Annotated in this window: 14 protein-coding genes; all 14 read right to left on the bottom strand. The window is 57.9% G+C overall.

Annotation, left to right across the window (positions count from 1 at the left end):
* Positions 1-650 precede the first annotated feature (650 nt).
* The 14 genes from ACYASS_RS17850 to flhA all read right to left on the bottom strand — a co-directional run bounded on the left by ACYASS_RS17850 (position 651) and on the right by flhA (position 15,429).
* Complete coding sequence (locus ACYASS_RS17850) at positions 651-1,052, bottom strand: DUF2802 domain-containing protein (protein ID WP_122665647.1); 402 nt, start codon at positions 1,050-1,052, stop codon at positions 651-653.
* Complete coding sequence (locus tag ACYASS_RS17855; protein ID WP_027898780.1) at positions 1,053-1,532, bottom strand: chemotaxis protein CheW; 480 nt, start codon at positions 1,530-1,532, stop codon at positions 1,053-1,055. It abuts the gene before it with no gap.
* A gap of 57 nt (positions 1,533-1,589) precedes the next feature.
* On the bottom strand, positions 1,590-2,489 hold the full coding sequence (locus ACYASS_RS17860; RefSeq protein ID WP_463587091.1) for a CheW domain-containing protein: 900 nt from the start codon (positions 2,487-2,489) through the stop codon (positions 1,590-1,592).
* Between the two features lie 114 nt (positions 2,490-2,603).
* Positions 2,604-3,392: a ParA family protein gene (locus tag ACYASS_RS17865; protein WP_122665649.1), complete on the bottom strand. Its 789-nt coding sequence runs from the start codon at positions 3,390-3,392 to the stop codon at positions 2,604-2,606.
* A 44-nt stretch (positions 3,393-3,436) separates the two neighbouring features.
* A complete protein-coding gene (gene motD, locus ACYASS_RS17870) occupies positions 3,437-4,324 on the bottom strand; it encodes a flagellar motor protein MotD (RefSeq protein WP_243246818.1) in 888 nt (295 codons plus the stop codon).
* 6 nt (positions 4,325-4,330) lie between these two features.
* Complete coding sequence (locus ACYASS_RS17875) at positions 4,331-5,071, bottom strand: flagellar motor protein (protein ID WP_243246817.1); 741 nt, start codon at positions 5,069-5,071, stop codon at positions 4,331-4,333.
* Positions 5,071-6,249, bottom strand: a complete 1,179-nt coding sequence (locus ACYASS_RS17880; RefSeq protein WP_463587092.1) for a protein-glutamate methylesterase/protein-glutamine glutaminase — start codon at positions 6,247-6,249, stop codon at positions 5,071-5,073. The genes ACYASS_RS17875 and ACYASS_RS17880 overlap by 1 nt, the downstream gene beginning before the upstream one ends.
* Before the next feature lie 238 nt (positions 6,250-6,487).
* Complete coding sequence (locus ACYASS_RS17885; protein WP_463587093.1) at positions 6,488-8,761, bottom strand: chemotaxis protein CheA; 2,274 nt, start codon at positions 8,759-8,761, stop codon at positions 6,488-6,490.
* Positions 8,762-8,799: 38 nt separating this feature from the next.
* Positions 8,800-9,588 (bottom strand): protein phosphatase CheZ, encoded by a 789-nt coding sequence (locus ACYASS_RS17890; protein WP_243246814.1) that lies wholly within the window; start codon positions 9,586-9,588, stop codon positions 8,800-8,802.
* A 19-nt stretch (positions 9,589-9,607) separates the two neighbouring features.
* Positions 9,608-9,982, bottom strand: a complete 375-nt coding sequence (locus ACYASS_RS17895) for a chemotaxis response regulator CheY (RefSeq protein ID WP_176469940.1) — start codon at positions 9,980-9,982, stop codon at positions 9,608-9,610.
* Between the two features lie 291 nt (positions 9,983-10,273).
* The gene (gene fliA / locus ACYASS_RS17900; protein WP_027898771.1) at positions 10,274-11,014 is read right to left on the bottom strand and encodes an RNA polymerase sigma factor FliA; all 741 of its coding nucleotides are present in this window, start codon (positions 11,012-11,014) and stop codon (positions 10,274-10,276) included.
* Positions 11,011-11,844: a flagellar synthesis regulator FleN gene (gene fleN, locus ACYASS_RS17905; protein WP_087266807.1), complete on the bottom strand. Its 834-nt coding sequence runs from the start codon at positions 11,842-11,844 to the stop codon at positions 11,011-11,013. Before fleN ends, fliA begins: the two co-directional genes overlap by 4 nt.
* 115 nt (positions 11,845-11,959) lie before the next feature.
* Positions 11,960-13,288 (bottom strand): flagellar biosynthesis protein FlhF, encoded by a 1,329-nt coding sequence (gene flhF, locus ACYASS_RS17910; protein ID WP_243246813.1) that lies wholly within the window; start codon positions 13,286-13,288, stop codon positions 11,960-11,962.
* An 11-nt stretch (positions 13,289-13,299) separates the two neighbouring features.
* On the bottom strand, positions 13,300-15,429 hold the full coding sequence (flhA, locus tag ACYASS_RS17915; protein WP_463587094.1) for a flagellar biosynthesis protein FlhA: 2,130 nt from the start codon (positions 15,427-15,429) through the stop codon (positions 13,300-13,302).
* Between the last annotated feature and the right edge of the window lie 22 nt (positions 15,430-15,451).

A 15,451-nucleotide genomic window follows, 5' to 3' on the forward strand; every position in this document is an offset into this window, starting at 1 on the left:
CGCCGCCACCGGCCATCCATGGCCTGAGGCGGCTAAACTGGCATCCCTGCCGCCCCCTCATTTAGCAAGAGCCCCCACGCAGCAATGTCGAATTCCGGCCGGCGTGGTTTAACGGGGCGCCTGAGATCAAAATCTAAAGCAGATCAAAAGCAGCGGTTTCACCTCGGACCGGTAGGAGCGAACTTGTTCGCGAGACGTCAGCACATCCAACACAGGTTTCGTCTGACACACAGCATCGCAGCCTTCGGCAGCTCCTACAGAAAATCGGTAAGTTCACAAATCAGGTCGGCTGTCAGGCCGCCGCGCTTTTGATTTTGATCTTAGGCGCCCCGTTAGACCACGCTGGCCGAACGCAGATTCTGAAGCGTGGGACGCCCTTGAGTTGAAGAGTGGCAAGGATGCCGGGTTAGCCGCGCCGGGCCATGGACGGCCCATTGCGGCGGCCCACGGTTCGGGATCTGCGGGCGGGTACACCGAGCGACAGCGAGGTGCCGAGTGGTGGGGCAAGAGCGTTTTCGTTACTTTTGTCTGGGCCGGCTTCCGGATCTATCAAAAGTGACCCGCCGTAAGGGCGGAGCCATAACCCCAGCACACTCCAATAATGGATATGTACTCAGCACCAATGGTGCCCGCGCGAGCGAGCACCACCATCACCCCTGATTATGACTATGCAACTTGCTCATCAACTGAGCCTCTGCCTGAGTCAAACCACAGGCCTGGGTGAGTTCGTCGACGCTGGCACCCATGCCGACCAGCCGCGCTGCCTGAGCAAAAGACAACGTCGACGGATCGCGCTGTTCCAACGCAGTGAGTTTGTCAGGCAAAGGCCCGACAGTTGCCCGCAACTCGTGCAAAGCCTCACCCATCTTGACGGTACCGCTCTGGAAATGATCCACACGCCTGGCCAGCTCCCGAAAGCGCTGATCACGCAAAGCGTCCAGCTCTTCCCTCTTCAGGTCGAGCTGGCGCTGGCGCTTCGTGTACGTGATGAACAAACCCAGGGTCACTACCCAGAGAACCCCCAGGAAAATGACAGCTACCTCAAGAATCAATCAGATGTTCTCCAGCTCGGACCACTCTTCTTCAGACATCATCTTGTCCAGTTCAACAAGGATCAACAACTCACCGTTCTTGTTGCACACGCCCTGAATGAACTTGGCGGACTCGTCGTTACCGACGTTAGGTGCGGTTTCCACCTCAGACTGACGCAGATAAACCACTTCAGCAACGCTGTCGACCAGAATCCCGACCACTTGCTTGTCGGCTTCGATGATCACGATACGCGTGTTGTCGCTGACTTCAACCGGGTCCAGACCAAAACGCTGACGCGTGTCGATCACAGTCACGACGTTACCGCGCAGGTTGATGATACCCAGCACGTAGCTTGGAGCACCCGGTACTGGCGCGATCTCGGTATAGCGCAGCACTTCCTGGACCTGCATCACGTTGATGCCGTAAGACTCATTATCCAGGCGGAACGTAACCCACTGCAGAATAGGATCTTCGGAACCTTGTGCGGACGACTTCTTCATAACCCCAACCCCTCGCGTGTGTGCTGTGCAGGAGACGTGCTCTACGCCCCCTCTTGATTATTTGGTTTTGTGCATCTGCTTGACCGCGCCACTGGCTATCAACTCGGCCAACTCTGAAACATCCAGCAAGGCGCACATGTGCTCTATCACTGTGCCCGCCAACCAGGGACGTTGCCCTCGCTGGGTACGCCATTTGATCTCGCTCGGGTCAAGACGCAATGAGCGGCTGACTTGATGCACCGCCAACCCCCATTCATAACCCTGAACCGAAATTACATACTGCAAGCCCTGACGAAAATCGTCGCGGTACCGGTCCGGCATGATCCAGCGCGCGGTATCCAGGACTTTCAGGTTGCCACTCTGGCTCGGCAGGATTCCGAGGAACCATTCCGGCTGACCAAACAGCGGCGTCAAATCATGTCCGGCCAGGGGATAAATCGACCCCAGACAAACCAGCGGCACGGCCAACGTCAAACCGGCCACATCAAACAGCAGACATTCGAACGGCTCCTCTGCCCAGGCAGGCCGACCGTCGCTGGTAGGCGGCGGCGTGGGTGTGCGCTGGGCGGTTGCCAGATGAACATCGGCAACCGGCTCGATCAATTCTGCTGTCGGTACCGAAACCACCTTTGCAACTTCCGGCACGACTTCAACTTCAACCCGCGCCACCAAGGGGACGGCGACCGGGACCTGCACCGGCGCAGCAACCGCAACGGGTACGGCAACAGGCGCAGGTGCAGCAACGGCCACGGCAATCGGTGTCGCCAGAGCCTGCATGCGCTTGTCATGCTCCTGCTCTTCACGCACCGCTGCTTCAAAATCATCTTCCGCGAGCTTCGGCTCGTCCGGCAATACTTCGGGCAGATCTTCAGTGGCGTCCTGAAGCAGCGCATCCAGATAAGACTGCAGCGCCAACTGCGGTCGTGTTGCTATCTCTACAGGCCGATTCAGGTTCATACAGGTGCCACACAATGATTGACGCGATTACCGCTTGAATGAGTTATCGGCCAATGTAAGCCCCGACTTGAATGGTTCTGCGTGCCTGTCGAAAATAAAGACTGCGTGCTCATCTCAAGCCACCTGCGCCACGAGCTGCTCGGACAACAAATGCTTGAGCAAAGCCCGATAGGCCAGTACCGCACGGCTTTTGTTGTCGAACTGAGAAGGCGTGACACCCTTGCGGCTCGCATCGCGCAAACGGGTGTCCACGGGCACATAAGCTTTCCAGACATGTTCGGGAAAGCTGTCACGCAACAATTTAAGGGTCCCCATGGACGCCTGTGTGCGCCGGTCAAACAAGGTGGGCACGATGGTGTAGGGCAACGGGACTTTACGTGAGCGGTTGATCATCGCCAGGGTGTTGACCATGCGCTCAAGACCTTTGACGGCAAGGAACTCAGTCTGCACCGGGATCACCAACTGCTGACTCGCCGCCAATGCATTGACCATCAAGACACCCAACAAGGGTGGGCTATCGATCAAGGCGTAGTCGAAATCCTGCCAGAGCTGCGCCAGGCTTTTGGCGATTACCAGCCCCAGGCCACTCTGGCCGGGTGACTGGCGCTCAAGCGTGGCCAGTGCAGTGCTCGAAGGCAGCAGGGAAATGCGTTGATCGCTGGTCGGCAATAACAACTGGCCGGGCAGGCCATCGGGGATATTGCCTTTATTCAGGAACAGGTCAAAGACGCTGTGTTCAAGCAGGTCAGGGTCGTGACCGAAGTAACTGGTCATCGAGCCATGGGGGTCGAGATCGACCACAACCACGCGCTTGCCGGCATCGGCCAACAGCCCCGCTAACGCGATGGTCGAAGTGGTTTTACCCACGCCACCTTTTTGATTGGCTACTGCCCAGACTCTCATGTGTGCTCTTCCTCCCGTAATGGCGTGGCCATACCGAGAAACGACTATCGTACGGGTGACGAAGAATTGACGGTATTGCTGCGAACCGCCGGGTTGACAGGCGCAGGTGCAGTTTGTGTGCCAGCACGGCGCAAGGCAGCATCCGGTTGCGCATTGGCCGAGCCTGAAGCGGTCAGGCTACGGCGCACGTCCAGATTACGGGAGATCACCAGCACCACCCGACGATTGCGACCACGCCCTTCGGCCGTCGCATTGGAAGCCACTGGCTGGAATTCGCCATACCCTACCGAGGCCATGCGGGCGGGGTTAAGCCCTTCCATCGCGAGCATCCGCACGATGCTCGACGAACGCGCCGAAGAGAGTTCCCAGTTGGTCGGAAACTGCGAGGTGCTGATCGGCTGGTCATCGGTAAAACCTTCGACGTGAATCGGGTTGTCGAATGGCTTGATGATCTTCGCGACTTTTTCAATGATCGTGAACGCCTTGTCGCTCGGAATAGCGTCACCGCTACCGAACAGCAAGCCTGAGCTGAGTTCGATTTCAATCCACAGCTCGTTGCCGCGCACCGTCATCTGATTGGATTTGATCAGGTCGCCGAAGCCCGCACGTACATCGTCGGCAATTTCCTTGAGCGGATCAGTGGTGTTCTGGCCGATGCCCGCGTCGACTTGCTCGCTGTCCCTGACCAGGGGCTCGGCCGGTTTGACCGACAGTGGGCGCTGCTCACCGATGGGGATCGGCTTCATGCTGCGCTCGGAGTCGTTGAATACACCGACCAAGGCCTCGGAGAGGATCTTGTACTTGCCTTCGTTGATAGACGAAATCGAATACATCACGACAAAAAAGGCAAACAGCAGCGTGATGAAGTCCGCGTAAGACACCAGCCAGCGCTCGTGATTTTCGTGCTCTTCGGGTCGACGACGTCGAGCCATGGCGTATTACTCCATGAAGCCTTGCAGCTTGAGTTCAATGGAGCGCGGGTTCTCACCCTCGGCAATGGACAGCAGACCTTCGAGCAGCATTTCCCGATAACGCGACTGGCGCAAGGCAATGCCCTTGAGCTTGTTGGCAACCGGCAACAGAATCAGGTTGGCCGAGGCCACGCCATAAATAGTGGCTACGAACGCCACGGCAATACCGCTGCCCAACTGACTCGGGTCGGCCAGATTGCCCATGACGTGAATAAGGCCCATCACCGCACCGATGATGCCGATGGTCGGCGCATAGCCGCCCATGCTTTCGAATACTTTGGCGGCCTGGACATCACGATGCTCCTGGGTCAGAAAATCGACTTCCAGGATGCTGCGAATCGCTTGTGGCTCAGCCCCATCCACCAGCAGTTGCAAGCCTTTGCGAGCGTAGGTATCAGGCTCGGCGTCGGCAACCGACTCAAGCCCCAGCAAACCTTCCTTGCGTGCGGTCATGCTCCAGTTGACCACCCGGTCGATGCCGCCCGCCAGATCAATGCGCGGCGGAAACAGAATCCAGATACCGATCTGAATAGCCCGTTTGAAAGCGCTCATGGGCGACTGCAGCATTGATGCTGCCAAGGTACCGCCAATGACGATCAATGCCGCAGGACCATTGAGCAAGGCGGACAAATGTCCACCTTCCAGATAGTTACCGCCGACAATTGCAATGAACGCGAGGATGAGACCGATCAGACTCAGAACATCCATCAGACACACGCCTCCACCAGGTGCCGGCCGATATCGTCCAGACTGTAAATCGCGTCCGCCAGGTCAGCTTTGACAATCGCCATTGGCATGCCATAGATCACGCAGCTTGCTTCGTCCTGAGCCCAAACGTGACTGCCACCTTGCTTGAGTAAACGCGCGCCCTCACGACCATCCGCGCCCATGCCGGTAAGCACGACCGCCAGCACCTTGTCGCCATAGGATTTGGCCGCCGAACCAAAGGTGATATCCACACAAGGCTTGTAATTCAGACGCTCGTCGCCCGGCAGGATTTTCACTGCACCGCGACCATCGATCATCATCTGCTTGCCACCTGGAGCCAGGAGCGCAAGACCTGGGCGCAGGATGTCACCATCCTCCGCTTCCTTGACGCTGATCTTGCACAGCTTGTCCAGACGCTCGGCGAAGGCCTTGGTGAATGCTGCGGGCATGTGCTGAATCAGTACGATAGGCGCAGGAAAATTGGCAGGCAGCTGAGTCAGCACACGCTGCAAGGCGACCGGGCCGCCCGTCGAGGTGCCGATAGCGACCAGCTTGTAAGCCTTGCGCTTGGGCGTACCCGACAACGGCGGGTGCGAACCGCTTGCCGCCGGAGCGGGCGCAGCTGCCGCACGCGGAGTTATCGGGCGCGCTGGAGCCGGGCTGGCCGTTCTGCCGGTGGCAGGGGCCGCAGTTGATGTATGAGTCGGGGCATGAGCTGGAGATGAAACCGGGGCGACTGCAGGCGCTGCCACCGGAGCCGAACCACTCAAGCCACGGCGATTACTGCGCGAGATGCTGTGGACCTTTTCACACAGCAGTTGCTTGACCTTCTGCGGGTTACGCGAAATGTCTTCGAAATTCTTGGGCAGGAAATCCACCGCACCGGCGTCCAGGGCATCCAGCGTAACGCGGGCACCTTCGTGGGTCAGCGAGGAGAACATCAGCACCGGGGTTGGACTGCGCTGCATGATTTGGCGAACAGCAGTGATGCCGTCCATCATGGGCATTTCGTAGTCCATGGTAATCACGTCAGGTTTGAGCGACAGCACCAGATCAATCGCTTCCTTGCCGTTGCTCGCGGTACCGACAACCTTGATGTTTGGGTCTGAAGAAAGAATTTCCGTGACGCGGCGGCGGAAGAAACCGGAGTCATCCACCACCAATACCTTGACTACCATAAACACTCCATTACAGGCTGCACGGAAACTGCTGCGCTATGCGACGCGCCGTTGAAGCAAGCTTCACCCAACGACAGAAAAACCGATCGAAGCAGGCCTCAAAAGGTCACGGGACGCACACGCTCTTTTGCCAACTGCGTCTGCGACTCGTCATTGTTATTGCCTCGCATCCATTTGCAGCGTTTTCGACACCGCCTGACCAGGCGTCACGGACAGTTGTCTGCCCGTGACACCAGAATCAAATACGCCGTGCGGCGTACCGCTTGAGCATACTCGGCACATCGAGAATCAAGGCAATGCGACCGTCACCAGTGATGGTGGCGCCAGACATGCCAGGTGTCCCCTGCAACATTTTACCCAGCGGCTTGATGACCACTTCTTCCTGGCCCACCAACTGATCGACAACGAAGCCGATACGCTGGGTGCCTACCGAAAGAATCACCACATGCCCTTCATGCTGCTCTTCGTGGACGGCCGAGCTGACCAGCCAGCGCTTGAGGTAGAACAGCGGCAGTGCCTTGTCACGCACGATCACCACTTCCTGACCATCAACAACGTTGGTAGTCGAGAGGTCCAGGTGGAAGATCTCGTTCACGTTGACCAGCGGGAATGCGAAGGCCTGATTGCCCAGCATCACCATCAGGGTCGGCATGATTGCCAGGGTCAACGGCACCTTGATGACGATCTTCGAGCCCTGACCCTTGGTCGAGTAGATGTTGATCGTACCGTTGAGCTGGGCAATCTTGGTTTTCACCACGTCCATGCCCACACCACGGCCCGACACGTCGGAGATCTCGGTTTTGGTCGAGAACCCTGGGGCGAAAATCAGGTTGTAGCAGTCGGTATCGCTCAGGCGATCAGCAGCATCCTTGTCCATCACGCCACGCTTGACCGCAATCGAGCGCAAGACGTTAGGGTCCATGCCCTTGCCGTCATCTGAAATCGACAACAGGATGTGGTCGCCTTCCTGCTCGGCAGAGAGAATGACCCGTCCGCCACGCGGCTTGCCTGATGCCTCACGCTCTTCCGGGGTTTCTACACCGTGGTCGACCGCGTTACGCACCAAGTGGACCAGTGGATCGGCAAGCGCCTCTACGAGGTTCTTGTCCAGATCGGTCTCTTCACCGACCAGTTCCAGGTTGATCTCTTTCTTGAGCTGGCGAGCCAGGTCACGTACCAGTCGCGGGAAGCGACCGAACACTTTCTTGATCGGCTGCATCCGGGTCTTCATCACCGCGGTCTGCAAGTCAGCTGTCACCACATCAAGGTTGGAAACCGCCTTGGACATGGCTTCGTCGCCACTGTTGAGACCCAGGCGCACCAGACGGTTACGCACCAGCACCAGTTCGCCGACCATGTTCATGATCTCGTCCAGGCGCGCGGTATCAACCCGTACGGTGGTTTCCGCTTCCGAGGCGACCGGTTTCTCGGCCGGTGGCGCAGCTGGCTTGGCTGGCGCAGGAGCAGGTGCAGCAGCCTTGGCGGGCGCTGGCGCGGCTGCCGGTTTGGCCGCTGCAGCCGGAGCAGGCTTGGCCGCCGGTGCTGCTGGCTTGGCAGGCGCAGACACGGCCGCAGCAGGTGCAGCAACCGCCGCAGCTACGTCAGGCTCGAACTTGCCTTTGCCATGCAACTCGTCAAGCAGTGCTTCAAATTCGTTATCGGAGATTTCGTCGCCTTTACCGGCCGGCGCGCTGGCAGCAGGTGCCGCCGCAGCAGGTGCAGGAGCCGCTGCGGCGGAAGGATCGAACGAACCCTTGCCGTGCAGCTGATCGAGCAACGCTTCGAATTCATCGTCGGTGATGTCGCCGCTTTCCGCTTTGCCAGCGGGTGCGGCAGCTGGAGCGACGGCAGCAGGCGCTGCACTGTCTGCAGCAAACTGGCCTTTGCCGTGTAACTGATCGAGCAGCGATTCGAATTCCGAATCGGTGATCTCATCGGATGCCGCTGCGCCAGTGGTCGGCGCGGCAGCAGCCGCTGGCTGCTCTTTCGCGGAATTGAGCTGATCAAGCAAGTGCTCGAATTCGGTATCAGTGATCTCGTCTGAAGCGGCTTCAGCGGCAGCTTCAACAGGTGCCTCTTCTACTTCTTCCAAGGCTTCAGCCGCAGGAGCTTCGTCAGCCGATGCTGGCTCAGCCAGCCGCGCCAGTGCCGCGAGCAGTTCCGGTGTAGCCGGAGTGACTTCGCTACGTTCGCGCACCTGGCTGAACATCGCGTTGACCGCATCCAGCGCTTCCAGGACCACGTCCATCAATTCCGAATCAACGCGACGCTCACCCTTACGCAGGATGTCGAAGACGTTCTCGGCGATGTGGCAGCACTCCACCAGCTCATGGAGCTGGAGGAAGCCGGCGCCCCCTTTTACAGTGTGAAAACCGCGAAAAATTGCATTGAGCAGATCTGCGTCATCCGGTCGGCTTTCCAGCTCGACCAACTGTTCAGACAACTGCTCCAGAATTTCGCCGGCCTCTACCAGAAAATCCTGAAGGATCTCTTCATCGGCGCCGAAGCTCATTGGGGTGCTCCCTAAAATTAACCGTCAACAGACCAGACTTAGAAGCCCAGGCTCGATAGCAGATCGTCTACATCGTCCTGTCCGGACACAACGTCTTCCCGTTTATCGGCATGAATCTGCGGACCTTCACCCTGTTTGAGATGTTTTTGTGGATCTTTTTCTGCGCGGATGGATTCGTCGTCATGTTCGATGCCCGCAAAGCGGTCGACATGACTGGCCATGAGCACCAGTTTGAGCAGATTGCTCTCCACTTCAGTGACCAATTGCGTGACGCGCTTGATCACTTGACCGGTAAGGTCCTGGAAGTCCTGAGCCAGCAGAATATCGTTGAGGTGGGAGGAAACCTTCTGGGTATCCTGTTCGCTGCGCGTCAAGAAACCATCGACACGCCGCGCCAGCTCACGAAACTCTTCTGCGCCGACTTCACGGCGCATGAAGCGCCCCCAGTCAGCACTCAAGGCCTTGGCCTCATCGTTCAGACTATGGATCAGCGGGGTGCTTTCCTCGACCAGATCCATGGTGCGGTTAGCTGCGTTTTCCGTAAGCCTGACAACATACGACAGGCGTTCGGTGGCATCCGTGATCTGGGACACTTCTTCAGCTTGCGGCATGTTCGGGTCAATTTGAAAATTGACGATCGCACTGTGCAGCTCGCGAGTCAGCTTGCCGATCTCTTGATAGAGACCGCGATCCCGAGCCTGGTTAAGCTCGTGGATCAATTGCACCGCGTCGCCGAAACGGCCTTTTTCAAGGCTCGTCACCAGCTCGCTAGCGTGTTTCTTCAGGGTCGCTTCAAACTCGCCCATTGACGTTTCGTTGTTCTCCATAGAGCCCTCGCGGCATACATCAGCTATTGACGCGCTCGAAGATCTTGTCGATCTTTTCTTTCAGCGCCTGAGCCGTGAATGGCTTGACGACATAACCATTGACGCCGGCCTGAGCCGCTTCAATGATCTGGTCGCGCTTGGCTTCTGCGGTCACCATCAACACCGGCAGGTGCTTGAGGCGCTCATCGGCACGTACTTTACGCAGCAGGTCGATACCGGTCATGCCAGGCATGTTCCAGTCCGTTACCAGAAAGTCAAAAGAACCGCTTTCCAGCATCGGCAACGCGGTAAGCCCGTCATCGGCTTCGGACGTGTTGGTGAAGCCCAGATCACGTAGCAGGTTTTTAATGATCCGCCGCATCGTTGAGAAGTCATCAACGATGAGGATTTTCATGTTCTTGTCCAATTCGACCTCCAAGCAGTCTTTGACGCGTTCAGCACCTGAACGCGCTGTTCAATCAATACCGGCACAGCTCACATCGGCTGTGCGAAAACGACGACGGGCTTGGTATATCAACAACTATGGAAACCGCACAGCAAATCCACGGGCTGCATTAAAGCTATTGCTTCTACAGTCCGTGGAGCGAAATACCTGTACGGCTCCAGCCTTGTCCACTGTCCCACGTAACGCTTTGCACAGCCTGCTCACACGCGACACGCCATCACCAAGGACGCATACCGCCTGTCAACGCGCTCGCCACTCTCCCAAACGCCCCCGCAAACGAGCGGCGCACTGGCTGTGTAACTGGCTGACTCGCGATTCACTGACCCCCAGGACCTCACCGATTTCCTTGAGGTTCAGCTCCTCGTCATAGTACAGCGCCAAGACCAGACGTTCACGCTCAGGCAAGTTGGCAATTGCATCTGCCAACGCAGCCTGGAAGCGTTCATCCTCCAGGTCGCGCGACGGCTCAAGCGAACCGCTTGCGCCATCCTCATGCAGCCCTTCATGTTCGCCGTCCTGTAGCAGGTCGTCAAAACTGAAGAGGCGACTGCCCAAGGTATCGTTCAAAATCCCGTAATAATCATCGAGACTCAATTGGAGTTCGGCCGCAACTTCGTGATCTTTAGCGTCGCGACCTGTTTTAGCTTCAATTGAGCGAATTGCGTCACTGACCATGCGCGTATTGCGGTGAACAGAGCGTGGCGCCCAGTCCCCTTTGCGCACTTCATCAAGCATCGCACCGCGAATACGAATCCCGGCATAAGTCTCGAAACTCGCGCCCTTGGTGCAATCGTACTTGGTGGACACTTCCAGCAAGCCGATCATGCCCGCCTGAATCAGGTCTTCGACCTGAACACTGGCTGGCAGACGCGCCAGCAAGTGGTACGCAATGCGCTTGACCAGCGGAGCATACCGCTCGATCAACTCATATTGCGAGTTTCTGGAAGCCTTGCTGTACATCTGGTAGCCGCTCGCGGTCATTGAACAGGCCCTGCGCTTGTCTGGTAAACCAGTCGCTCGACGAAGAACTCAAGATGCCCGCGAGGGTTGGCAGGCAGTGGCCAGGTATCGACCTTCTGCGCAATAGCCTTGAACGCCAGTGAGCATTTAGAGCGTGGGAAAGCTTCGTATACGGCACGTTGCTTCTGGACGGCCTTGCGAACACATTCGTCGTAAGGCACGGCGCCAACATATTGCAAGGCAACGTCAAGGAAACGGTCGGTCACCTTGGTCAGCTTGGCAAACAGGTTGCGACCTTCCTGCGGACTCTGGGCCATGTTGGCCAGAACCCGGAAACGGTTCATGCCGTAGTCGCGATTGAGCAGCTTGATCAGCGCGTAGGCGTCGGTGATCGAAGTAGGCTCGTCACAGACCACCAGCAACACTTCCTGAGCAGCGCGGACGAAGCTGACCACTGACTCGCCAATCCCGGCTGCGGTGTCAATCACCAGCACATCCAGATTGTCGCCAATGTCGCTGAACGCCTGGATCAGGCCGGCATGTTGCGCCGGGCTCAGATGAACCATGCTCTGGGTGCCGGAAGCGGCAGGCACGATTCGAATCCCGCCCGGACCTTGCAACAAAACGTCGCGAAGCTCACAACGGCCCTCGATCACATCAGCAAGGGTGCGTTTAGGCGTCAGGCCAAGAAGGACATCGACATTCGCCAGGCCAAGGTCGGCGTCCAGCAGCATGACGCGCCGGCCGAGCTCGGCCAAGGCCAGCGAAAGATTCACTGACACGTTAGTCTTACCGACGCCACCCTTGCCGCCGGTCACCGCGATCACCTGTACGGGATGCATGCTGCCCATGTTATTTCTTTACCTTGTCTTGCGTAGACCGTAGCCAGATTGCGGGCGACACGCTCAGTGAAGAGCCATGCCGGGCAGACCATCGATGCAGGTAACGTCCAATAGTTCGCTTCACTTAACCGACCCGTTTGTTGGGGTTGTGGTAAAGGTCGGCGAACATGTCCGCCATGGCCTCTTCGCTTGGCTCTTCTTGCATCTGCACATTGACCGCACGCGACACCAGTTGGTGCCTGCGAGGCAGGTGAAGATCATCAGGAATTCGTGGGCCATCAGTCAGATAGGCCACTGGCAGCTCATGACTGATCGCAAGGCTGAGCACCTCACCCAGGCTGGCAGTTTCGTCCAGCTTGGTCAGGATGCATCCCGCCAGACCACAGCGCTTGTAGCTGTGATAGGCCGCAGTGAGCACCTGTTTCTGGCTGGTGGTTGCCAGTACCAGATAATTACGAGACTTGATGCCGCGCCCTGCCAGACTTTCCAGCTGCATGCGCAACGCCGGATCACTGGCTTGCAGGCCGGCGGTATCGATCAACACGACACGCTTGCGCAGCAGCGGATCAAGCGCCTGCGCCAGCGACTGGCCAGGATCGACATGAGTCACCGGCACATTGAGGATGCGACCCAATGTCTTGAGTTGCTCCTGAGCACCGATACGGAAACTGTCCATGCTGACCAAAGCGATATTCTGTGCGCCGTACTTGAGTACGTAGCGCGCCGCCAGCTTGGCGAGCGTGGTGGTCTTGCCCATGCCGGCAGGGCCGACCATGGCAATCACACCACCCTCTTCCAGCGGCTCCACGTCAGGCACTTCAATCATGCGCGCCAGGTGCGCCAAGAGCATACGCCAAGCCTGACGCGGCTCGTCGATATCAGGGATCATTTCCAGCAGGTCGCGCGACAGCGGGCCGGACAAGCCGACACGTTGCAGACGGCGCCACAGATTGGCCTGTGCCGGACGGCTGCCTTGCAACTGGTTCCATGCCAGGGAGCCAAGCTGGACTTCCAGCAGCTCGCGCAGGCCGTTCAATTCAAAACGCATCGAGTCGTAACCGCGCTGATTACCTGCTGGCGCAGCCGGTGCGGCCTGTGGCTGCACAAAGGGACGCGGCGGCTCTTCCAGAGTCGGCTCGATGTGAGTGTCAGCGGCGCTCAATGGCAAACCGGCAAACAACTGGCGATTGGTCGCGCCGTCGCTGTCACCACGATTGTTCAGTTCTGCCTGAGCCGAGACGATGCGCGACTGGGTTTTGCGCAACTCGTCCTCAAGCTCGATATTCGGGACGCGAGGCGCCAGCGCGGACAGCTTGTAATCCAGGGCAGCAGTCAGCTCGACGCCACCGGCAATTCGCCGGTTGCCGATGATGGCCGCTTCAGCGCCCAGCTCATCACGAACCAGTTTCATGGCTTGACGCATATCGGCGGCGAAAAATCGCTTAACTTGCATGACTCACTACCTCAGCCGTTAGGCCCGACAGTCGCTACGATGGTTACTTGCTTGTTGTCAGGAATTTCCTGATACGCCAACACGTGCATATTCGGTACAGCCAGCCGCCCAAACCGCGACAGCATCGCCCGAACCGGGCCGGCTACCAGCAGAATCACTGGCAAGCCTTGCATCTCCTGACGCTGGGCGGCATCGATCAGCGAACGCTGAAGTTTCTCTGCCATGCTCGGCTCGAGAAGAACGCCTTCTTCCTGACCCTGACCAGCCTTCTGCAGACTATTGAGCAATATCTGTTCCAACCTTGGCTCCAGCGTGATAACTGGTAGCTCCGGCTCAATGCCTACAATGCTTTGCACGATGGCGCGACTCAAACCGACCCGAACAGCAGCCACCAATGCGGCGGTATCTTGACTCCGTTGAGCGTTGTTGGCGATAGCCTCGGCAATCGTCCGGATATCCCGAACCGGTACCTGTTCAGACAGCAACGCCTGCAATACCTTGAGCAACGCCGACAACGAAAGGATGCCCGGTACCAGCTCCTCAGCGAGTTTAGGCGAGCCTTTAGCCAGCAATTGCATCAATTGCTGCACTTCTTCATGGCCAATCAGCTCGTGCGAGTGCTTGTAGAGAATCTGGTTAAGGTGGGTCGCGACCACGGTACTGGCATCAACCACGGTATATCCAAGCGACTGAGCCTGACTGCGCTGGCTGATTTCAATCCAGACAGCTTCCAGACCAAACGCCGGGTCCTTGGCGGTAATACCATTGAGCGATCCGAAGACCTGGCCAGGGTTAATCGCCAGTTCGCGGTCCGGATAAATCTCTGCTTCTGCCAACGTGACGCCCATTAGCGTCAAACGATAGGCACTTGGCGCCAGGTCCAGGTTGTCGCGAATATGGACGGTCGGCATCAGGAAGCCCAACTCCTGGGAAAGCTTCTTACGCACGCCTTTGATTCGCGCCAAGAGCTGACCACCCTGATTGCGGTCCACGAGCGGAATCAGGCGATAGCCTACTTCTAGACCGATCATGTCGATAGGCGTCACGTCATCCCAGCCCAGCTCTTTTGAGTCCTGCGCACGGGTTGGCGACGGCAACATCTCTTGCTGACGTTTGACCTCCTCCAGCGCCATGACCTTGACCCTGTCCTCTTTCTTCCACAGAACGTAAGCGATGCCGCAAGCAACAAGGCCAAGGCTGATGAAAGAAAAATGCGGCATGCCTGGCACCAGGCCCATCACAATCATGATCGCGCCCGATACACCCAATGCTTTCCACGAGGTGAACATCTGACGGTTGATCATCTTGCCCATTTCTTCCGAACCGGAAGCACGGGTCACCATGATTGCTGCGGCGGTGGACAACAGCAGTGATGGCAATTGCGCCACCAAACCGTCACCGATGGTCAGCAGCGTGTAAATCCTGCCAGCGTCGGCGAAGGTCATGCCGTGCTGCAGCATGCCAACCAGCATGCCGCCGATGAGGTTGATAAACAGGATCAGCAAACCAGCGATGGCGTCACCACGAACAAACTTGCTCGCACCGTCCATGGAACCGTAGAACTCGGCCTCCTGGGCCACCTCAAGACGGCGACGCTTGGCTTCAGGTTGATCAATCAGGCCGGCGTTCAAATCGGCATCGATTGCCATTTGCTTACCGGGCATCGCGTCCAGAGTGAAACGCGCGCTTACCTCGGAGATACGCCCGGCACCTTTGGTGATTACCACGAAGTTGATGATCATCAGAATGGCGAAAACCACGATACCGACAACGTAGTTACCACCAATCACCACCTCACCAAAGGCCTGAATCACCTTACCGGCAGCGGCATGACCGTCCTGACCATGAAGCATCACCACGCGGGTAGAGGCTACGTTGAGCGCGAGACGCAACAGCGTGGCAACCAGCAGAATGGTCGGGAATACCGAAAAATCGAGTGGGCGCAGCGCGTATACGCAGACCAGCAGGACCACGATGGACAACGCAATGTTGAACGTAAAGAACACGTCCAGCAGGAACGGCGGGATGGGCAACATCATCATTGCCATCATGACCAACAGCAACAACGGGACGCCCAGCTGGCCACGGCCCAGGCCTGCCAGATTGCTGCGTGCGCTACTGATTAACTGAGAGCGATCCACCGATTGTTCACCTGCGCACTAA

The organism is Pseudomonas sp. HP_14, from assembly GCF_055283875.1.